Genomic DNA, 20034 nt, shown 5'->3' with positions numbered 1-20034 from the left:
GGAAATGGAATTGAACACGCAAGCCTCCCTGCCCCGCGTCGCAGCCTCGCGCGGATGGGCCCACTCGGCGCTGCGGCTGGTGCACCGCGAGCCAGGACTCGCGTGCGGCGCCCTCGTGATGTTCGTGCTGCTGGCCATCGCGCTGCTGCCGACGCTGTTCACGAGCCAGTCGCCCTTCGCGATCGACATGAACCACGCGCTGCAGGCGCCCTCCGCCGCCCACCTGTTCGGCACCGACGACACCGGCCGCGACGTGTATGCGCGCGTGATCCACGGCACCCGGATCACACTTTCGATCTGCGCGGGCTCGCTGCTGCTGGCGGGCATCGTCGGCGGCCTCGCGGGCGCGCTCTCGGGCTTTGCGGGCGGCTGGCTGGATCAAGTGCTTGGCCGGCTGGTGGACGTGATCCTTAGCTTCCCACCCATTATCCTGGGCATGATCGTGGCCGGCGTGCTCGGCCCCGCCACGCGCAACCTGGTGCTGGCGCTCAGCGTCGTGTACCTGCCGGTATTCTTCCGCATCGCGCGCTCCGGCGTGCTCGGTGAGAACAGCAAGACATACGTGGAGGCGGCGCGTTCCGTCGGCCTCACCGAGGCCGCGATCCTGTGGCGCCACGTGCTGCGCAACATCCTGCCGCTGCTCTTCGTGCAGTACGTGATCCTGTTCCCGCTGGTGCTGCAGATCCAGGCCGCGCTCGGCTTCCTCGGGCTCGGCGTGCAGCCGCCTTCCCCGGACTGGGGCGCGATCTTGCAGCAGGGGAAGGACAGCATCATGCTGGCGCCCTGGCTCTCGCTTTATCCCGGGCTGGCGATTCTGCTGGCCGCATTTTCCCTGCTGCTGGTCGGCCGCGGCCTGCAGCGATTGATGGACCGCCGCTAGGGCGAGTGAACGACCCACTCGCCTCGTGGTAAGCAGGCAAGGAATGAAGTAAATGATTCGAGAAACGGGCTCCCCGGCCCGCACCACCGCTCCCTGGGCAACGCTCACGCCCGACCAGCACGAGTACCAGTACAACCCGCAGAAGGCCTTTCCCGGCTTTGCCCGCTACGGCAAGGAGCGGGCAGGCCAGAACGAGCAGGTGCGGCGCGACCTGAAGCCAGTCGAAGTGCGGTATGGGGAGCATGCCCTGCGCACGCTGGACGTGTATCGGGCGCCCGGCACAGCCAACCCCGTGCACATCTTCCTGCATGGCGGCTACTGGCGCACGCAAGACAAGCAGAACTTCGCATTCATTGCTGGCGCGCTGGTGCCCGTGGGCATCACCACGGTCATCGTCAACTACGAACTCTGCCCGCAATCCACACTCGACGGCGTGGTGGACTCGGCGCTGTCCGCTTTCGAATGGACCTGCCGAAACATCGCCAACCATGGCGGCGATCCGCGCCGCATCAGCTTGTCCGGCCACTCGGCCGGCGCGCACTTGGCGGCCGAGATCCTGGCGACCGACTGGTCGGCGCGCGGCGTGGACGCCTCGGCCATCACGGGTACCACGCTCATCAGCGGCATCTTCGATCCCACACCGGCCATGAAGACCACGGTGAACGAGCAGTTGCGCCTGACGCCGGAGCTGGCCAGCCGGCACGACGTCGAGCGGCGGCCGCTGAAGGTGCAGTGCCCCGTTGCCATCATCGCGGGCAGCCTCGAACCCGAACAGTGGGTGGACCAGTCGCTGCGGTACTACCACCACCTGCGCCGCCACGGGATGTGCCCGGAGCTGCACGTGCTGGAAGGCCACGACCATTTCGGTATCCTCACCGACTACCTGGAAGCGCACAGCCCGACGCTGCGCGCGATCACCAGCCACACGCTGCAGCCGCAAGACTGAACGCAAGGAGTCGCGCCATGGAATGGCTCATCCCCTACAAGCTCGACGAGGAGACACCGTCCGCCGCGGCAAAGGTAGCGCCCTCAACTTTCGCCGGCTGCACGAGGTTCGCGCGCGAGGTGTTCCAGCACTCGCGGATCTTCTCGTCGCCAATTGGATGGCGGGTGGGCAACGCGCTGCGAGAATCGATGGTCGTCAACCACATAATGGACTGGGTGGCGCAGAGATTGGGCGGGGCGGTCACCGGGGTGTAAGGAACCGCCGTTCGGGACGGGCCCGCCGCCGCGGTCACCACACGGCGAGATGAAGTGCGTCTGCAGCAGGCCGTTGGTGCTCAGGCCGCAGATGAAGAAGGTGCCCGACAGCACCCAGAAGGTGCGGTTGCGCACCGCCTCGGCGAGCACCTTGAACGGGTCCATGAAGCCGAGGGCCGGCGCAGCGGCCAGCGAAAGCTCGTCGGCCACGAACGGGTCGTCGGTGGCGATTGTCGCTGGAAAGAAGCGCTGGCCCACGAAGCCGTGGGCGTCGCTCGTGAGCGGCACAAGCGACGCTGAAAGAAGGGCGCAGCCGGACGCAATGCCCGCGAGACGGCGCGTGCCGACTGGTTCTGCCATTGGGGGAACCTTGTTGTTGGGGTGTCCGGTTGCGGGCTCACCGCATTTTCGCAGACCATGGGGGAACGTTCGAATGATGCAGGGCGCCGTCACTCCCCGATGCTCGAGGCGCCACGAGAACGGCCGACGACGACCTGTAATCTCGCGCCCCGCTCGCTGCCTCATCCAGCCGCGCTCTGGGGCTCATCAGGACGTACAGCGCACGTCACGGGCGGCTCCGCAAGCAGGGAAGTAAACCGGCTGTGTGACCTCTCGCGAAGCACGCATCAGTGGGTCCGCTGCGCGCATGACAAGGGCGGGTCACCGGGGCGGGGTCGCGAGCACCTGCCGGTACTCGAAACGCATACCCAGCCCGTTGTCACGAGGCCGCAGTGCTGCCCGGCCACCCAGCCGTTTGGCAATCGCCGCCACGATCGCGAGCCCCAGACCGCTACCGGCCTCGCTCGTTCCGGGAATGCGGTAGAAGGCCTCGAACACATGAGCGGCGAGTGATGCGGGGATCCCCGGGCCGCCATCATCGACCGTCACAACGGCCTGGTTTCCCTCGCGGTACACGGAGACGGTGACCATGCACTCGGGTGGGCTGTACTTCACGGCATTCTCGACGGCGTTGCGAATCAAGGTGTGCAACAGCAGATGCGTGCCGGACACCCACGCTTGCCCGTCGTCGCGGTCCATTCCCAGGTCGATGCCCTTGGCCCCGGCTGACAGCACGAGCTCGGCGATGACCTCGTGCGCCACCTGCCCCAGGGACACCGACGAGAGCCCTTCGTTGTCTGCTTCCGATCGCGCCATCGCCAACAGCTGCTCCAGCAAGCGACGCATGCGATCGATCCCGCTTCGCAACTGCTCCAGGCGTTCCCGCCCCTCTTCCGATACCACCGGATCGAGATTGATGGCCTGCAAGTGAAGCGCCGCCATGGGTGAGCGCAGCTCGTGGGCGGCATTGGCAACGAAGCGCCGCTGCTGCTCCAGACTCTCCGTCAGCTCGTTCAGCAGCCGCTGGATGGAGTCGAGGAACGGCGCGATTTCGACCGGCACGTCGGCTTGCGGCAACCTGGCAGCGGCCACCATGGGGTTGCTGTCTACATGGCGAGCCAGGGCAGCCACAGGATGGAGGGTCCTGCGCACGACCTCGCGCACCAGCAGCACCAGCACGGGGATCAGCAGGAGCAGCGGGGTGAGGGTTCGGATGGCACTGTGCTGGGCGATTTCATCGCGCTCCTGGGTCCGCTGGGCGATGGCGATGCGCTGGGATCCTGCCGAAGTGACCAGCACTCGCCAACCTTGCCCTTGCCACGATAGTGTGTGCAGGCCCGGCGGCAAACCGGCGGCGGCCGTCGCCATGCCCGTGGGCGGTGCGACACCGGGGGCGCCCAGGGGCAGCACCAGGACATCGTTCTCCGGTTCGGACCCGGCCAATTGCGCCGGCTCGCGGGGAATGGCCATCTGGCCCGTGGCGATCATGTCCGCCGTGTCCTGCAGGCTGCCGTCGAGGATTTCGTTGGCGTCGTGCAGTGCCCAGACAAAGGACAAAGCAGCAGCCACGGCGCCCGTCAGCAAGATGGCCGTGACGAGGCCCACGATCAGGCGCCATTGAAGCGAGCGTTGGGCGCGAGCGTGCGTCACGCGCGCGTGTCCACCATGTAGCCCACGCCTCGCACGGTGCGGATCACGCCGGAGCCAAGCTTGCGCCTGAGGCCATACACGAGGACCTCCACCGTGTTGCTGTCAGCCTCCTGGCCCCAGCCATAGATCTTCTGCTCCAGATCGCCCTTCGGCACGATGGCTCCTGGCCGCCGGACCAGGGCCTCCAGCAAGGCAAACTCGCGGCCCGACAAGCGGACGCACGTGCCCTGGTAGTCCGCCTCGTGCGTCGCCGGATCCAGGGAGAGCGCCCCGCATACCAGCAGCGGCGCACCCGATCCGCTCTTTCGCCTCACGACTGCACGCATGCGGGCGAGCAGCTCCTTGGGATCAAAGGGCTTGACGAGGTAGTCGTCCGCGCCCAGATCCAGCAGGTCCACGCGCGAGTCGATCGTGTCCTGGGCGGTCAGCACGACCACAGGAAGGGCCGCGTCCTTGCGCCGCAACTGGCGCAGGACCTCGTCTCCGTCCAGGCCGCCGAGTCCCAGATCCAGCAGCAGCACGTCGTAGGAGTTGTCGCGAAGGGCGGACAAGCCCTCTTCGCCGGTCGTCACCCAATCGACCGCATGCGCAGCGTCGACCAGGGCCTGGGTAGTCGCCCGGCCGATCATCGGATCGTCTTCGACGAGGAGGACACGCATTGCAACTCTCGCTATGAAGCGGTCTACGGTACCGCAGTCGGCTGAGGCGAACATGAGGAAGGTCCGGGCCAGGAGATCTCCTTCGCATCGGCCGACATTTTCCGTCGCCGGCCGCCCCGGTCCAGCCCTGGCCAAGCCTGCATCCGCGGTCCGCGACAGGGCCGTGATGTCCGCCCCCCACAGCCGCGGCACGTCCTCAGTTTCATCTCAGGATGCCCGCGCAAGATGCGGACAACACGACGCCACCGGGCGCCGCGCCATCACAGGAGTATCTGATGAACAAAGCCGTCCTGGCCCTTGCGGCCCTGTCTTCCCTCGCCCTCACCCAGGCATTCGCCGGCGAGCCGTCCGAGGCCGCGCTGATAAGCCACGCAAAGGTCAGCAAGGCTGCCGCTACCCAGACGGCGCTCTCCAGGGTGCCAGGTGCCCAGGTCAAGAGCGCTGAAATCGAGCGTGAGCACGGCCGTCTCGTCTGGTCCTTCGACCTCGCGCACACCGGCAAGGCCGGGATCACGGAGATCCAGGTCAGCGCGATCACCGGCAAGATCGTCTCGGAGCAGCACGAGAGCGGCGCGCACGAAGCCGCCGAGGCCGCTGCCGAAGCACGGGGCAAGTGAGCTGCTGCCCAAGGCCTGATCGACCGTGTTCGCGTGGAACATCGAGCTCTTCGAGCGCATCAACGCCAGTGCCACCACGCCGCACTGGATGGTCCTCGTTGCGATCGCGATCGCCCAATGGGTGATCTGGCTCGCGCCCGCTTGGCTCGCGCTGTCCTGGTTTCGCTCGGATGCGCTGGGGCGGCGCGACCTGCTGGAGGTGCTTGCGGTCATCCTGCTGGCACTGGCATTCGGCCAGCTGATCGTGATGGCGTGGCCGCAGCCGCGGCCGTTCATGGTGCACCTCGGGTCCCAGTTCCTGGCCCACGTGGCCGACCCGGGATTCCCGAGCGACCACGTCACTGTATTTTGGTCCGCCGCTTGCGCAGCCCTGGCCACGCGCCGGTTCGCGCGCATGGCAGCACTTTGGTTCGCGCTCGGACTGTTGGTGGGATGGAGCCGGGTCTTTCTCGGTGTCCATTTTCCGCTCGATGTACTGGGCGCGCTCCCGGTAGCAGCTCTGGCAGCGCTGTGCGTGCGCGGTCTGCGCCGGCCCATGCAGCCGATCTACACAGGTCTGGTGAGCCTGTGGGCCCGAATTGCCGGAGCCTGGCAGAAGACATGACGCAGCCGGAGCTGCATCAAACCCCTGCGATTGCCTTGCCCCGCACTGTTCCCCCGGTGCATTCGCAGACCACTGATGCCCGGGCACCTGCCGTATCACACCGTCGTGACCCGACCCGTACCGTCTTTGAGGGAGTAATACACCGATGAATTACCAAACAGCGCACCCGTCGCACAGCCGCTCGGATCTACAGGACGCCGTGAGCAAGGTGCCCGCGGTCACCCTGGGCTTCTGGATCGTCAAGATCGCGGCGACCACCTTGGGCGAGACCGGCGGGGACTGGGTCACCATGTCGCTGAAACTCGGCTACCTGATCGGATGCGCGATCTTCGCGGTGATCTTCCTCGTGCTCGTGGCTGCCCAGGTCAGAGCCAAGCACTTTCATCCCGTACTGTACTGGGCGACCATTGTCGGAACCACCACGCTGGGCACCACCATCGCCGACTTTGCGGACCGCACGATGGGCCTCGGGTATCCAGGAGGGGTCGCGCTGATTGCGACGCTGCTCGCCGTGAGCCTCGGTACCTGGTATTGGTCAGAGCGCACCGTTTCGGTCGAGAGCATCACGACGCCCAAGGTCGAATGGTTCTACTGGGTCACGATCCTGTTTTCACAGACGCTCGGAACGGCGCTGGGCGACTGGTCGGCCGACAAGGACCTCGGCGGACTTGGGCTCGGGTTCGAGTACGCGGCCCTGATCTTCGGCGCGGGGCTGGCGATCGTGGCCGCGCTCTACTTCTGGACCCGGATTTCGCGCACGGCGCTGTTCTGGGCAGCGTTCGTGCTGACCCGACCGCTGGGTGCGACGCTGGGAGACCTGCTGGACAAGCCCGCTTCTCAAGGCGGCCTGCACCTCAGCCGCCTTTATGCGTCGGCCGTGCTGCTGATCTTCATGGCCATATGCGTGCGGATGATCCCGCAGCGGCCCGCCGCCAAGGGCGCGCCGGCGTGAGTTCGCCCAACTCGGTCCGCAACGCCTGGCGGCCTCGCACTGGCATTCGGAAGGGAAGGGATTGACCCCACACGGGCGCAGCCGCGCGCCCCCTGGCGACCGCGCTTGCGCGCAAGCTCGCCGCCGATCAAGCCGACATATGCCCGTACAGAATCCGCGATCCACGTGCCGCGCTGCACTGAGCTCTGGCAAGAGCATCCTCCTGACTCTTCTGACGTGCTGTTGCGCGATCGCCCATGCGGGGCCGCCGTTCGTGACCGATGACCCGGTACCGGTGGATCGCCACCACACCGAGGTGAACCTGGCATTGCAGGGCACGCGGGCCGATGCCGGCCGCACAGGAACACTGTCGGCCGATGTGAACTACGGCTGTGCCCGGGAACTGCAATGCCACATCGCCCTCCCGCTTGCCTTCGCCAGCTCGCCTGGGGCGGGTTGGCAGGCAGGTGTTGGCGACATCGAGCTCGGTGCGAAGTACCGGTTCTTCAACCGGCAGGAAGATGGTTGGATGGCGGCCATCTACCCCACGGTGTTCTTGCCCAGCGGGGCTGCCTCCCGCGGTCTGGGGAATGGACATGCGCAAGTCCTGCTGCCGCTGTGGGTGCAAAAGGCATCCGGGCCGTGGACCTGGGATGCCGGTGCCGGCTACCTCGTCAATCGCGCCGCCGACGCCCGCAACAGCTGGTACCTGGGCGTGCTCGCGCAGCGCTCCTTCGGCGAAGGTCTCAGCCTGGGTGCGGAACTCTTTCATCGCACGCCGCTGGCACAGGACGCGCCATCCACCAGCGGGTTCAATCTCGGCGCCACCGTCAAACTGTCCGACACCCGAAACCTGCTCGTGTCGGTCGGCCGTGGGTTTCAGGACGTCGCGGCCAACCGGTTCTCTTTCTACGCTGCCTACCAACTGGAGCTGTAGCCGAATCGGCATGCACTCCTCTCGCACGAATGTACTTCCTGATCAAACGCGTTCTCCCGGTCGTCCTCCTTGCCAACTCCGTGCTGGCGCACGCGGCGGCACCATCCCTCGACTCCGTCGCGCTGCCTGGCCCGGTGCGATGGGACTATGTTTCCGTCGACCCGCAAGGCCAGCGTGTGTACGTCGCACACAGTGACCGAGTCGAGGTCATCGATGCGCGCACCAGGAAGCCAGTGCTCCAGCTCGCGCCCACCCCGGGAGTGCACGGATCAGTCCCTGCGCCCGAAGTCGGTCGCATTTTCACGAGCAACGGTGCCACCGACGAGGTGGGGGTGTTCGACATGCAGACGGGCCGGCTCATTCGCACCGTCAAGGTCGGCCAGCATCCGGATGCCATCGTCTACGACGCGGCGACCCGGCGGGTGTTCGCGTTCAATGGCCGCTCCAACGACGTCACCGCCATTGACGCAAACACCCTGCAAGTTCTCGCCGCGTCCATTCCTGCGGGCGGCAGCCCCGAATATGCAGTGAGCAACGGCAAGGGGGTCGTCTACTTCAACATCGAGGACAAGAGCGAACTGGCCGTCCTGGACGCACGCTCGCTGACGGTCCGGCGCCGTTTCAGCCTGGCGCCTTGCGAGGAGCCCAGCGGGCTGGCGATGGACCCGAGCGAGCGCCTGTACTCCGTCTGCAGAAACAAGCTGATGGTCGTCAGCGATCCCTCGACTGGGCGGGTGCTCGGGCAAGCGCCCATCGGAGCTGGTGCCGACGGGGTGGCCTGGATGGACGGCAAGGCGTTCAGTGCCAACGGACGCGACGGCACCATCAGCGTGGTGGCCGAGTCCAGCCCAGGTGAGTTCAGAACCGTGCAGACCCTGCAGACCGAGCGAGGTGCTCGGACCGTGGCCGCCGATCCGCTCTTGCACGAACTCTTTTCGGCAACGGCGGATTACCGGCCCGAGAACCCCCAGTCCGGCCAGGCGCCGCATCGGCCGGAGGCGATTCCCGGGACGTTCCGAGTGCTGGTCGTGCGGCCAGCGAACACACGCTGAAACCGGCCGCGCCGCGCCGCTCAGCCCCTCAGCGCGTGGCCACTAGCGCCAGCCAGACGCGACGCTGCACTCGCCGCCGGACGCCCCCTCAACGAGGGGCTAGGTCGCTGCGCTAGGGGGTACGGCCCCGATCGAAATTCATGCTCCCGGTACTGGCAGGCACTCCATGACCTGCACGGCTTCACCGGGGAGGATGGAGAAATGGGGGTGGTTTTCGAACAGCTTGGCAGCGGCCTCATGCGATTCGGCGGTCACCACGACATAGCCACAAATGTCGTTTTGTGCACTCGTTGTCCCGTCACCTGAAACGCGCTTTGTTTTGCCGATCGGACCGCCCGCAACCACGATCTGCTTTTTGTGGGACTCCATCCAGGCATGCCACGCCTTCACGCCGGCTTGCGATCGCTCGTTTCGAGCGGATTCGCTCAGCGCATTCCAGCCCGATTTCTCGGTCGCTTGCGCGTTGCCTGTGAAAACAGCAAGAAAGTTCTTCATGAGGTGTTCCTGATCTTGGATGCAGGCCTTGCACTCGACATCGAGATGCCCGCCCACCTTCAGACGAACGAAGCTGTTCGAATTCGACGGCGTTATTTCATGAGGCGTAACGTGGTGTATCGGTCGAGTCTGCCGAACACGCTTGGCATCGGCGGAGCGCTCGCCGCGCTGCTTGCGTCGGTTCAGGCAGCTGGCCGGTTCTCCGCCTTCAGGTAGGGACGTCCGAACAGGCGCGCCATGCCCAGCGAGTGCCAGGTCTGGATCGCGGCGGCCTCCGGCTCCCTCGCCGCCCAGGTGTTGGCCAGCGCCAGGTACAGCGTCGGCGCATCGAAGGCTTCGTTCAGGAGGTACAGCAGCGGCACGTACTCCTCATAGCAGAAGATCACCGCGGCCCGCTCACCGGCGCCGAGGTCCAGCACGTTGGCCGCGCGCCAGTCGGCCACGAAGGTGTCGCTATCACGCCAGGGTTTCCACAGCGACAGCGGTGCGGGCTGGCGGGCAACGGCAATGGCCCGGCGGCCATCCGGGTAGAAGGCGACGGCGGCATTGAGCAGGCGGTTGCCCGCCATCGGCAGGTCCATGCCGATCACCAGCGTGCGGCCGGCATCTCGCGCCGGCCGCAGCAGCTCGATCTCCAGCACGGGCGCCAGGGCCGGCTCGTAGCGTCCGAGGATGCTCTCGGGCCAGACCAGCACGCGGGCCGGCGATGCGCTGCTGATGCGGCCGATGCGCTGCAGGCGTTGCAGGACGTCATCGGTGCCGGCCAGCGCTCCCCACGCCGTGCCTTGGGTTGCTATCGATCCGAAGCGGAATGGATGCCCTTGTGCATGCAGCAGCAGGCCGGTCCCCACCAGGGTGACAAGGACCATGGCGAGCAAGACCCGGCGCAGCGCCTGCGGCGCAGCAGCGACCGATGCGAGAGCCAGCGCGGGCACCAGGGACGCCAAGGCGACGCCGGGCCAGCCGGATCCGGGCACTGCGAAGCCGGCGGCGATGATGGGATGGCCCGGGACCACCGGACCGGCCAGCAGCGCCAGCCACCAGGCCAGCGTGATCGCCGCCATCCGGTCGCGCAGCCGCGCCGCGCCGCTCCAGCCGCAGGCCCAGACGGCGCCGGTGGCCAGCACGCAGACGCCGACGGCGGCGATGCCGACGCGATCCAGCGGTGCTCGAACCAGGCGGCGATGAAGCCGCCGGCGTGGCGCAGCAAGGCCGCTGCATAGCCGGCGGCGCCGCAGAAGGCCTGCGCCCGGGACGAGGCACAGCTGACCAGCAGGGGCAGCAGCAGTGCCGGCAGCGGCGCCCTCCCCTCGCCCCAGGCCGCCAGCCCGAGCGCCGCGCCCAGCGCAAACCAGTGCGCGGTCCGCCAGCGCGCCAGCCGCAGGGCGGCCCGGCGCGCTGTCGGGAGACGGGAAGGCCACCGCGCTGGTCCGCTGAACATGCTGGCCTCCTGCGCGCCGCGCTGCTGCCGTGGAGGCTCCCAAGGCTTGGCGTGTTGCAGGCGGCCGCCGTTCCCGGTAGAACAGGGAACGAGGAAAAAAGATGTACCCCCGTTTTTCGCCTGCCCTCTTGCTGAAGATCCTGTTGGCGGCGCTGGCCGCGCTGCTGCTATGGCTGTGGCTGACCTCGCTGTGGCCCCAGCTGCGCTCGCGCTGGCTGCTGGCCGCCGGCGTGGCCCTCGGCGCGACCCTGCTCGCTGGGGCCGGCATCGTGCGTCGCTCGCACGGGCGCGATCAGGAGCTGGACCTGTCGGCGTCCGAACTCACGACCCTCACCTTTCCGCCGGAGGGGCGCCTGCAGCGTTCGCAGCGGCGCTGAATGCTGCGTTGGCAGCGCCTGAGCGCGGCCGGCGCCGAGGCCTCTGGCACCCTGATGCCGAAGCGAAATGAAGGGACGCGCTGCGCGGGCACCGGCCTGATCGCCATACGCTCGCGCATGTGGAGCAGCATCCATTCCTTCCTGCAAGAGGCTGGCATTGCCGTATTTGATCCTGGCGAAGCAGGACTGAGTCGGGAACGGCGCCTAAGCGTCTGATCTGAACGGTCTGGCCTCGGCGTTTGTCCTTGTGTGCTGCTGGCAGCCACGACCTTTTGGACGACTCCTGGACAGCGCTGCGGAACGCACCGGAAGCGCAGCTGGGGCGCCTGGACCAGTGCGGGCCAGGGCAGCCGCGTCGCACACGGATGTGCAGGCGACCAGTGCCGCAGCGGCGCGTTGGTTGCCCAAGACGCGGCCCAGACGGCCGACCGCGGAGGAAGGAAACCCGGCCGATTCCAGATCCTGGCGATCGCGGTCCCTCGGACACGATCCCACTGCACGGACTGGACTTCCATGCGGACAGCTCAGCGCGCAGCAGCTGTCTCGCATTTGCAGCCTCAGCCTGATCGACTTGCACGGCGAGCAGAAGCGAACCGTGCGCGGGCGCAGGAGGCCACAAGCCGATATATGCGAACGAATGTTTGAAGCAAATGGAACGGCTTGAAAGTGTTACTTCACTGTCGCGCGTGGATCTGACGAGGGGCTGACCGGATAAGGGGTCTCCCGAATGAAGGTACCCATCGACGCGCGTACGTTCGGAACGGCCTGCGCAACGACAGGCTTTGTTTCATCCCCAGGAGAAATGCATGCTAAAGAAAACAGGGTGGATATCTATCTTGGCCGCGGCGCTGCTGGCCGGCTGCGGCGGCGGCGGCGACGGCAACGGCAACGGCAATGGCGGCGCGCTGGCGCCCCAACTTCTCCCCGTGAAAAACGCAAGCGCCACTACGAACCTGAATTTCGACATTTCGGCGGTGCTGGGCAACCGCTACTACTTCACCGATCGCACCAACGCCTCGGTCGACGTGTTCGACACCAAGACCGGTGCGCAAGTTGCGCAGATCAAGGGAACCGGTGCGTTGGCGTTTGCAGGCCAGGGCTCGAGCAATGCCACGTCCGGCCCGGACGGGCTCAACGCGGTCGGTAACCTGCTCTATGCGGGTGACGTCAACTCTGTAAAGGTCATTGATCCATCAACGAACACGATCATCAAGAACATCGTGGTGGGAACCGAGAACGTGCGCGCCGATGAAGCGTGCGTCGATGCTCCCCACAGCCTCTACTTCATCGCCACGCCCGAGGCAGCCACGCCTTACATCACCGTTATCAACACTGTCACACAGGCGGTTGTAGGGACGATCACGTTCACGGACCCGGCGGGAGCGCCCTCAGCAGGCCTGGAGCAGTGCCAGTACGACACCGCGTCCGACACGTTCTACGTGAACAATGACGGCACCACGGCGAACCCGCATGGAGAGTTGATCAAGATTCCCGGCGCTTCGATTCGTGGCATCGCTGCCGGCGGCACTGCCAACTACACGGCGTTGGCGGGCGCTGTCGGGTATCCGCTGGGCAACTGTGATCCGACCGGGCTCGCGCTCGGCCCGGGCACCGACATCGCCGTCAACTGTCGCGAGTCCACTCCCGATGCGCTGCTGGAGCTGCTGATCCTCAACCGCACCAACGGCACTGTGCTGGCGAACCTCAACGCGGGCGGCGGCGACCAGCTCTGGTACGCACCGGAGCGCAATCGCTACTACAACGCGGCGTCGCGCTGGACGGCCAGCGGCAAGTCTTCCGGCCCCAGCTGCACGAGCGCGTCGCCGTGTCTGCCGCGCCTGATCTCGATCGATGCGGGGACGCGCAGGTTCGCCGGCATGGCCGACACCGGCAACAACGCGCACTCGGTCGCGTCCGACCCGGTCACGTCGAACATCTTCCTTCCGATCTCGTCGGACAAGGCTCCAGGGGGTTGCCCCACCTGCTCGCGGGGCTCGGCTGGACTGCTGATGTTCACGCCGCCGCTGGACGCGCTGTGACCATGACCCAGGGTTGATGCATTTGGTGGGCGGCCCGCCGAGGACCGCCTGCCGCATCCTGCGCCGCGCTCGAACGCATTCAAGGCCTTGATGCCGTGATTCGCGCAGTCAAGCTGCTGCCGAAGATCTTTGCATCGAGCTCATTCGGCGATAGCTGCCGCATGCAACACTCAACGCAACGAGAAGCTCTCAGGAATGGGGCGCTGGCCGGATCGAGATCACCGATTTTGTCGCCATTCAGCGCCGGCCAGCGCCGAGGGTGTCCCTTCCATCCGCAGTCGAGCAGCTCCGATGCAGCGGGCGCTCCACGGCGTAGTCGCTGCCATTTTGCGCTCCCCCTGGCTGCTCGCCGCCGGCGCGGCGCTCGGCGCGACCCTGCTTGCTGCGTCGGCGCGCTGCTTCGCTCCCTCGGGCGCGATCGGGACGTGGACCTGTGGGCGTCCGAACTCACGACCCTCACCTCTCCGCCGCAGGGGCGCCTGCAGCGTTCACAGCGGCGCTGAGGGGCGGCGTCGCAAGGCCGTAAGCGGGCTGCGCCTCAGGCCCCACAGGCCGGTTGCAAGACATCGGACGCAGCTTGCGCATGGCGTCGACGATTTCCGAAGAGCTGCGCAGCACCGTCCAGGAATCGTCGAGCGCGTCGTGCAGCCAGCGGGTCTGGGAAAAGTACTGCGCACGGCTTAGCAGGATCGAGTCGAGGGGCGTGTCGTCCGGGCGGATCCGCACGACCAGGATCCAGTCGAAGTGCTCCTTGTAGACCCTCCTGATCTCCCATTGCTGCAGGTCGTCGCGCGATCGCTGCCAGATCACCTGCAGGCGCAGCACCGTGTCTCCGTTGATCAGGAGGGTCTGCCCCCGGCGGTCGGGGCGCGTGTGCTGCTGGCAGTCCACGCCAGCCTGTCGCAGGAAGGCATGGGCTGCGTTGCAGATGCGCGCTCCCACCGAGGCACTGCGCTGGGCAGCGGCCTGGTCGATGCCTTCCGCGCCGCAGGGGTAGACAGCACCGGCCGCGGCCCAGGCGGCACGTATCGAGCCGAAGTTCTTGAGGTAGGTGGAGCGGCATGGGCAGCCATGCACCTCGAGCTGAAGCGCCCGTAGCTTCGGGGCCTCGACGAGGGCGGCACGCAGCCGGTCCACGAGCGCCTCGCGCGAGAAGATCACGTGCCGTCGACGGTTCAACTTCGCCTGCACGGCGTCAAAGAGCTCGCGCGGCACCAGCGGCTCCATGATCCCGGGCATCCGCGTGAACCGCGGATCGCCCTCGGCGCGGCGCTTCTTGTTCTTCGCGCGGCCCCAGAGAAAGTTGCCGAGCACGGATTCCGATCGCAGGAACGAATAGAGCATCCACTCGGTGATGCAGCGCCCATCCGCCGTGCGGATGCCCTCGCGTTCGATGCGCCGGGCCAGTGCCACGACGGACGGCTCGGTGGTGGCGTACAGCTGGAAGATGCGCCGGACCGCGGCGCGCTCCGGCTGCGGTCCCAGCACCCACTTCACGTGCTCGCGCGGGCCGGACTTGTGCTCGTCGCTGCGCAGCCGACGCTGCGACCCGTCCATCTTCGAGACGGCGACCCGCGCGAACCCGACGCAAGGCATGGTCCCGAGCTGGAAGCCGCGCTGCATCGCGGCGGCGTGCCCGGCCGTGGTCTTGACGGCCAGTTCCCGGCTGAACTCCGCAGCCATGGCCCGTTTCATGCCCTTGAAGAGGGTCGCCAGCGGCGAGTCGGGGCTGCCGAAGGGCTCCTGCACGTAGTGGACCTGGCAGCCATGCAACCTGCAGTGGTACTCGTAATACGCGCTGGCGTCGGTGTCCTGGAACCGGCCCCACCGCGAGACGTCGTAGACCAGGACCATGGAGAAGGTCCGATCGGGCTTGGTCACGTCCAGCAGCAAGCGCCTCATGGCGGGGCGCTTCTCCAGGGTCAGGCCACTCTTGCCGGCATCGAGATAGGTCTGGACGACGGCGATTCCGTGTTGGCCCGCGTATGCGGCGATGGCGCCCTGCTGCATCTCCGGGGAAAGGTCCTGGCTGTCGGTGGACATGCGGATGTACTGGACGGCGCGTGGGGGGCCGGAGGTGTTCATGAAGGCTCCAGGCGGTGCGCCCCATCGTGGACCTGCGCAGAGCGCGGAGCAACCGGTGCCCTTGGACGCGTCGGCCGCATTCTCCCGCTGAGGTTGCACGTCTGCGCACGGCAGCTCAAAGCTGCGGAATACTCGCGCGCTGGGGGCGGAGCTGAAACCGCAAGCTGCACAAGCTTTCGCGGACGGCGGAAGCAACGCGGCTTCCCGATCAACGTGCGCATGGACGAGACCTGTTCCTGAGCCACGGCTGGCTGATGCAATAGCGACTTCTCAGCGGGCAGCTACGAGATCGGCCGAGAGCACAGCAGGCCCGGGTTCCGAAGCGGCCGCCGGCACGATCGGGCTGCGTCCGCGTGACCCGGCGCGGCGACTGACTCGCCTCGACTTCGGCTGAGGCCGACAGCGACTAAGCGCGGGCCAGCGCCGCTCGCAGCTTCAGCAGAGTTCCGTGCAGCACGGCGTGCTCCTGGGGCTCGAGGAGGTCCAGCACACGGGCTTGAGCTCTACGCGGCTTGTGCCAGAGTGAGCTCCGCCGCAGTTCGGCGCAGTGTTGCCACCTTGACAAGCACCCCCCGCCGTCACCGTGAGCCTTCTTGTGAGAGGGCTGCACTGCAGCTCCATGCGCTGCCGAGCTCAGTGCTGTGGCGGCAGCGTATACGGTCTCCACCGCGTGCGCCAAGGTGGTCGCGAGCTCCTCCCGGCGCTCTAGGCGGACACAAACCGCCGTGCCTGTGGCTTCGGCGATCTTCTGGAACCAGCCGATGACCTGCCGCTTGCGCAGCAACCTGAGCTGCTTGTCTGGCGGCGCCCGCAACGACTGCAGACGTAACCGCATAGACGTTCGCGGAGATGATCAGACGTTGACCATTGCTGAACGCACTCAGCCGACGTGCCAGACCACCGCAGCGGCGACTAGGCAATAGATGCCGAACAGGTACCAGCGCCCTTGGTCCAGCCAGCGCGAAAGCCAGCGAAGAGCCAGCAGGCCGGCCAGGAAACTCAGGACCATCCCGGCAAGGCCGGGAGCCAGCAATTCTGCGACGCCGTGCTGCGCGATCACGGCATGGCTCTTGAAAAGACGCCAGCCCTCACGCAGCACCACCGCGGGCGTGAGAGCCACGGCCAGCGCGAAACTGAATTCCTCGGCGCGTAGGCGGGCCACGCCAAGCATCATGCCCGCGGAGATCGTGGCGCCCGAGCGCGAAAAGCCCCGGAACGGCAGGCACAAGCCCTGCACGGCACCGATCCAGCCGGCTGCCCCCAGCCCGATGTCGCGCACGGGCCGGTCGGGCGCGCGCGAGGACAGCAGGATCAACAGCCCCGCGGCCACCAGGCCTGCGGTCATCACACGCGCATCGCCGAACAGCTGCTCGATCTCGTAGTCGGGCCGGCCCCCGGCCACCATGTGCTTGATCAACTGCAGCAGGACCAGCCCCACCACGCCAGTCACACCCGTGGCGAAGACGACCCGGACGAGGCTCTCGCGCAGCTGCCGGGCCGAGGTGAAGAACGCGCGCCGCCACGCATTCCAGAAATAGACGATGACCGCGAACATGGTCCCGGTGTGGAGCATCACCAGCAGGAAGGTCATCTCGGGCGACGTGGCGTCCAGGCCCATCAGCTTTTCGGCGACGATCACATGCGCGGAGCTGGAGACGGGCAGAAGTTCGGCCGCGCCCTGCACCACTGCGAGGACGAGGATCTGGAGGATATGCATGGCGCGATGGGGAAGGAAGGCTTGGAAGCCTCGGATTATCGGCGTCGCACTCTGCACCGGCCGCGGGCTTGCGGTCAGGATGGACCGAGCACTCCCGCCCTGCCCCGCGCGCACCGGGTGCCCGTTGAAAGCTGGATGAAACCGAAGGAACGGATGATGTGGAGAATGTGTATAGGTCAATGCGGCCTCCAAGGGCCCGCGCCATGTTGTTCACTATTCGTACCTGCGTGTTGGCAATGAGCGCTTGTGTGGCCTTCGTCATGTGGGCCTCTGACTTCGTGACCATGCAGGGTGAAAGAACGGTCTACACGGTGCAGTGCCAGGACGGGACCTGGATCGGGCAGTCGTGCTCGGGCCGGCTGGCAGCTGGCGCGCGATACCGTTTCCGCGCCCTGCGTGCACATGGGGAAGTCCTGTTCTGGACCGTCGGCGAGCGGGAGCGTTCCGGTCGGTTCACCGGCTGCGAGATCGCGGACGGACGCAACTGGCACTGCGCTGCATCCACCGATGCCTCGGGAACCATCGCCAGCGAAATGCGACACGGCACGGCAGTGCCCGGCGGAAACCGCGCAACGAAGCCGTTCCACGCGGTCGCGAAATGGCGCTGGTTTCTGCTGCGCTGGGGAGTGCCGGCCGGGCACTCTGCGAATAACTGAACGCTGCTTGCGACCCCGCAAATCGGATGGTGCAAATCCACGCGGAACGGCTGGCCACTGGGTGATTCCGGAAAATTCGGGGCGACCTCCGACTCGAGCAACGTTCGGTGCACATTCAGCCAGTCATGGATGGTCGTGACCCAGGGGGTTGCCGGCGATAGGAGCCGACCCTGCGAGTGAGTTCGGCACGCGGCGTACTCAAGGAGCCTCCCCGGGAAGTTCCCGAAGGACGCCGCGATTTACGTAACTCGCGCCGCCGAAGCGCGAGTGAATGTCATGTCGATCGTCTCCTACAGCATTCGGGGGCGGCCGTTGTAAGGTGCGAGCGTCCATGAACACAGAACGGGCGAGAGTGAGTCAACACGATAGATTCGCAACCGACCGGAACACAAGGCCGGGTGGCGAAGAGTTCCGCGTCGAGAGCAGCAAACCGGCCTGGGGCCCGACTTGGCCACAGCCCGGGACCAAACAAGCCACGTTCGCCGATCGTTCTCTGGCTGTCGCTGTCGCGGCCAAGGCAAGAACAAAGGGGGCCATCCAGGTGGTTCACGTCAAGTCTGGCGAAGTCGTGTTCCGCAAGGACAATTGCGGTGAGCGGCCGGGTTCTTGATCGTGAGGACGCCGCGAACAGACAGCACCGCTCGCGTCCCGTTTCATAAACACAATCCGCCGGTGACCTGCGCGAGCGCGCGATGGCGCCAGGGGGAAACTCCTGCGCGGACTGCCCCGAAGGCACCTGCCTCCTTCGGGTTTCACGCATTGCCGCGCCAAAGGGGACTCGGCACCATCCGCGTACCTGGAAAGGGGCTCGCATGCTGGGATTTGATCGTCGCGCCGCGCGCTATGCGTGGACAGTTGCCTTGGTGGCGGCCGCCGTGCTCGTGGTCTACGAGATTCGCAAGACGCTCTTCGTCTTCCTGTTGGCGGTCTTTTTCGCGTACATGGTGTATCCGGCCGTGCAACGCTTGGCGCGCCTAACGCCCAGGCGGTTCTCTTACAGCGCATCCACAGGAGCCATCTTTGCGCTCATCCTGGCGCTGGTCGTGATCGGAATCGCACTGATCGGCCCACCGATCGCGGAGCAAGCCGCGACCCTTGCCAACAAGCTTCCAGCCTTGCTGGGAGATCCGCACCTGCTCAATCGAGTTCCGCTGCCCGAGTGGTTGGTGCCGTTTCGCGAGCGCCTGTCCGCCCTGATCCAGGAGCAGTTCAAATCGGGCGCCTCGGCTGCCTTGCCGATTGCCAAGAAGGTCGGTGAGGTCGCCCTCGGAGTCGCCGGAAACTCGATCTTCCTCGTCTTGATTCCTATCCTCGCATTCCTCTTCGTCAAGGATGCGAGGGCGATGCGCACCGCGTTCCTGGCCTGGGTCCAACAGTACGGTCATGGGCGCATGTGGAGCGGAATCGTCGACGGACTGGACGTCGTGCTGGGCGGCTATATCCGATCTCTCCTGATCCTGTCGGCGGCGACGCTTGTGGCCTACTCCGTGGCCTTCTCGATTGCCGGTGTGCCGTACGCGATGTTGCTCGCGGCCCTGGCAGCCGGTCTCGAATTCATACCGGCGATCGGCCCGCTGACGGCCGCGGCGGTTTGCCTGATCGTCGCGGGCCTGTCGGGCTACGAGCACCTGCTGCTCCTGCTCGCCCTCATTGCCGGCTACCGCGTTTTCCAGGACTACGTGCTCAATCCATATTTGATGAGTGGTGGGGTCGAACTCGCGCCGTTGCTGGTGCTGTTTGGATTGCTGGCGGGCGAGGAAATCGGCGGGGTCGCCGGCATCTTTCTGTCGGCGCCGACGCTGGCGGCAGCCAAGATCATCGCGACTCAGATTGCGATAGAGGCGGGTCGCCCGGATCGGGACCCGGCTAGCGGTTGACTGCGCATCGGGCAGCGCCGCGCCGGCTGCCGGCGAGCTTTGGGCGGCCCCTTGAGGGAGCCGGCGCGATCCGCGCCCTCATCCGCGCGTTCAACTGATCGCCTACGCCCGTGCGTGCGCAGGCGAGTTGGCGGCAGTCGCTCAAGACCACCTGAGCCTGCTGTTTGCGCAGCAGCCCACGTTCGTCGGCCGGGGCACGGAGTTCGTCTTCCTTTACAACGACGGCTACATCGCGATGCCTGCAGAGCAAGCACCTGCGCGCGGGCCGTGCTACCCCAGGTCAGAACTACTTCAGCGCCCTTTACGGTCCGGATGGGGAGAGAAACCGAAGCTGCAGGAACGCTGGGAACGCAGTATCTCCCGCCTCACGGAGCCAGGAGCCAGGAGCCAGGAGCCAGGAGCCAGGAGCCAGGAGCCAGGAGCCAGGAGCCAGGAGCCAGGAGACAGGAGCCCACTACCTTTTCAGCCCGAACCCGAA

17 protein-coding genes and 1 pseudogene are annotated in these 20034 nt (G+C 66.5%); 11 read left to right on the top strand and 7 right to left on the bottom strand.

Going from position 1 to position 20034, the window contains the following annotated elements:
* The first annotated feature begins 10 nt into the window (after positions 1–10).
* Together JJB11_RS21790 and JJB11_RS21785 are read left to right on the top strand one after the other, a co-directional pair.
* Positions 11–880, top strand: coding sequence for an ABC transporter permease (locus JJB11_RS21790; protein ID WP_201176544.1), 870 nt, complete (start codon positions 11–13; stop codon positions 878–880).
* Between the two features lie 52 nt (positions 881–932).
* The gene (locus JJB11_RS21785; protein ID WP_201176542.1) at positions 933–1826 is read left to right on the top strand and encodes an alpha/beta hydrolase; all 894 of its coding nucleotides are present in this window, start codon (positions 933–935) and stop codon (positions 1824–1826) included.
* Between the two features lie 266 nt (positions 1827–2092).
* Here the strand turns inward: JJB11_RS21785 and JJB11_RS21780 are convergent.
* The 3 genes and pseudogenes from JJB11_RS21780 to JJB11_RS21770 all read right to left on the bottom strand — a co-directional run.
* A pseudogene (locus tag JJB11_RS21780) lies at positions 2093–2248 on the bottom strand (MFS transporter); the annotation flags it as partial.
* A gap of 492 nt (positions 2249–2740) precedes the next feature.
* Positions 2741–4069, bottom strand: coding sequence for an ATP-binding protein (locus JJB11_RS26625; RefSeq protein ID WP_201176540.1), 1329 nt, complete (start codon positions 4067–4069; stop codon positions 2741–2743).
* On the bottom strand, positions 4066–4728 hold the full coding sequence (locus JJB11_RS21770) for a response regulator (RefSeq protein ID WP_201176538.1): 663 nt from the start codon (positions 4726–4728) through the stop codon (positions 4066–4068). Before JJB11_RS21770 ends, JJB11_RS26625 begins: the two co-directional genes overlap by 4 nt.
* 275 nt (positions 4729–5003) lie before the next feature.
* Between JJB11_RS21770 and JJB11_RS21765 the strand changes: the two genes are divergently transcribed.
* From JJB11_RS21765 to JJB11_RS21745, 5 genes are all read left to right on the top strand, one after another.
* The gene (locus JJB11_RS21765) at positions 5004–5345 is read left to right on the top strand and encodes a PepSY domain-containing protein (RefSeq protein ID WP_201176536.1); all 342 of its coding nucleotides are present in this window, start codon (positions 5004–5006) and stop codon (positions 5343–5345) included.
* 25 nt (positions 5346–5370) lie between these two features.
* Complete coding sequence (locus JJB11_RS26200; protein WP_201176534.1) at positions 5371–5949, top strand: phosphatase PAP2 family protein; 579 nt, start codon at positions 5371–5373, stop codon at positions 5947–5949.
* 145 nt (positions 5950–6094) lie between these two features.
* Positions 6095–6901, top strand: a complete 807-nt coding sequence (locus tag JJB11_RS21755; protein WP_201176532.1) for a COG4705 family protein — start codon at positions 6095–6097, stop codon at positions 6899–6901.
* 253 nt (positions 6902–7154) lie between these two features.
* Positions 7155–7817, top strand: a complete 663-nt coding sequence (locus tag JJB11_RS21750; protein WP_201176524.1) for a transporter — start codon at positions 7155–7157, stop codon at positions 7815–7817.
* 29 nt (positions 7818–7846) lie between these two features.
* A complete protein-coding gene (locus JJB11_RS21745) occupies positions 7847–8869 on the top strand; it encodes a YncE family protein (protein ID WP_201176522.1) in 1023 nt (340 codons plus the stop codon).
* 138 nt (positions 8870–9007) lie between these two features.
* Here JJB11_RS21745 and JJB11_RS21740 read toward each other — a convergent pair whose 3' ends face one another.
* Together JJB11_RS21740 and JJB11_RS21735 are read right to left on the bottom strand one after the other, a co-directional pair.
* Positions 9008–9364: a YciI family protein gene (locus JJB11_RS21740; protein ID WP_201176520.1), complete on the bottom strand. Its 357-nt coding sequence runs from the start codon at positions 9362–9364 to the stop codon at positions 9008–9010.
* Positions 9365–9546: 182 nt separating this feature from the next.
* The gene (locus tag JJB11_RS21735) at positions 9547–10491 is read right to left on the bottom strand and encodes a carbon-nitrogen hydrolase family protein (protein ID WP_201176519.1); all 945 of its coding nucleotides are present in this window, start codon (positions 10489–10491) and stop codon (positions 9547–9549) included.
* A 415-nt stretch (positions 10492–10906) separates the two neighbouring features.
* Here JJB11_RS21735 and JJB11_RS21730 point away from each other — a divergent pair, with 415 nt between their 5' ends.
* Both JJB11_RS21730 and JJB11_RS21725 read left to right on the top strand, forming a co-directional pair.
* Complete coding sequence (locus JJB11_RS21730) at positions 10907–11182, top strand: hypothetical protein (protein WP_201176517.1); 276 nt, start codon at positions 10907–10909, stop codon at positions 11180–11182.
* A gap of 836 nt (positions 11183–12018) precedes the next feature.
* Positions 12019–13221 carry a YncE family protein gene (locus JJB11_RS21725; protein WP_201965019.1) on the top strand — a complete coding sequence of 401 codons (1203 nt, stop codon included), beginning with the start codon at positions 12019–12021 and terminating at the stop codon, positions 13219–13221.
* Positions 13222–13677: 456 nt separating this feature from the next.
* On the opposite strand, the gene JJB11_RS21720 is transcribed toward JJB11_RS21725, so the two are convergent.
* Together JJB11_RS21720 and JJB11_RS21715 are read right to left on the bottom strand one after the other, a co-directional pair.
* Entirely contained in the window at positions 13678–15306 is a 1629-nt protein-coding gene (locus JJB11_RS21720) for a recombinase family protein (RefSeq protein WP_201176513.1), read from the bottom strand.
* A gap of 880 nt (positions 15307–16186) precedes the next feature.
* Complete coding sequence (locus JJB11_RS21715) at positions 16187–17023, bottom strand: undecaprenyl-diphosphate phosphatase (RefSeq protein WP_201176511.1); 837 nt, start codon at positions 17021–17023, stop codon at positions 16187–16189.
* 248 nt (positions 17024–17271) lie between these two features.
* On the opposite strand from JJB11_RS21715, the gene JJB11_RS21710 reads away from it, so the two are divergent.
* On the top strand, positions 17272–17679 hold the full coding sequence (locus tag JJB11_RS21710) for a hypothetical protein (protein ID WP_201176509.1): 408 nt from the start codon (positions 17272–17274) through the stop codon (positions 17677–17679).
* Positions 17680–18491: 812 nt separating this feature from the next.
* Positions 18492–19556 (top strand): AI-2E family transporter, encoded by a 1065-nt coding sequence (locus JJB11_RS21705; RefSeq protein WP_201176507.1) that lies wholly within the window; start codon positions 18492–18494, stop codon positions 19554–19556.
* Positions 19557–20034: the final 478 nt, after the last annotated feature.

It is taken from the genome of Ramlibacter ginsenosidimutans, assembly GCF_016654015.1.
In the GTDB taxonomy this organism is placed as follows: domain Bacteria; phylum Pseudomonadota; class Gammaproteobacteria; order Burkholderiales; family Burkholderiaceae_C; genus Ramlibacter; species Ramlibacter ginsenosidimutans.
Note: the sequence above shows the minus strand (reverse complement) of the source record. Positions and strands in the feature narration are given on the sequence as shown.

Coding starts and splice junctions, on each gene's coding strand:
- JJB11_RS21785 (WP_201176542.1), top strand. CDS start 933: ATGATTCGAGAAACGGGCTCCCCGGCCCGCACCACCGCTCCCTGGGCA.
- JJB11_RS21770 (WP_201176538.1), bottom strand. CDS start 4,728: ATGCGTGTCCTCCTCGTCGAAGACGATCCGATGATCGGCCGGGCGACT.
- JJB11_RS21765 (WP_201176536.1), top strand. CDS start 5,004: ATGAACAAAGCCGTCCTGGCCCTTGCGGCCCTGTCTTCCCTCGCCCTC.
- JJB11_RS21755 (WP_201176532.1), top strand. CDS start 6,095: ATGAATTACCAAACAGCGCACCCGTCGCACAGCCGCTCGGATCTACAG.
- JJB11_RS21745 (WP_201176522.1), top strand. CDS start 7,847: ATGTACTTCCTGATCAAACGCGTTCTCCCGGTCGTCCTCCTTGCCAAC.
- JJB11_RS21740 (WP_201176520.1), bottom strand. CDS start 9,364: ATGAAGAACTTTCTTGCTGTTTTCACAGGCAACGCGCAAGCGACCGAG.
- JJB11_RS21730 (WP_201176517.1), top strand. CDS start 10,907: ATGTACCCCCGTTTTTCGCCTGCCCTCTTGCTGAAGATCCTGTTGGCG.
- JJB11_RS21720 (WP_201176513.1), bottom strand. CDS start 15,306: ATGAACACCTCCGGCCCCCCACGCGCCGTCCAGTACATCCGCATGTCC.
- JJB11_RS21715 (WP_201176511.1), bottom strand. CDS start 17,023: ATGCATATCCTCCAGATCCTCGTCCTCGCAGTGGTGCAGGGCGCGGCC.
- JJB11_RS21705 (WP_201176507.1), top strand. CDS start 18,492: ATGCTGGGATTTGATCGTCGCGCCGCGCGCTATGCGTGGACAGTTGCC.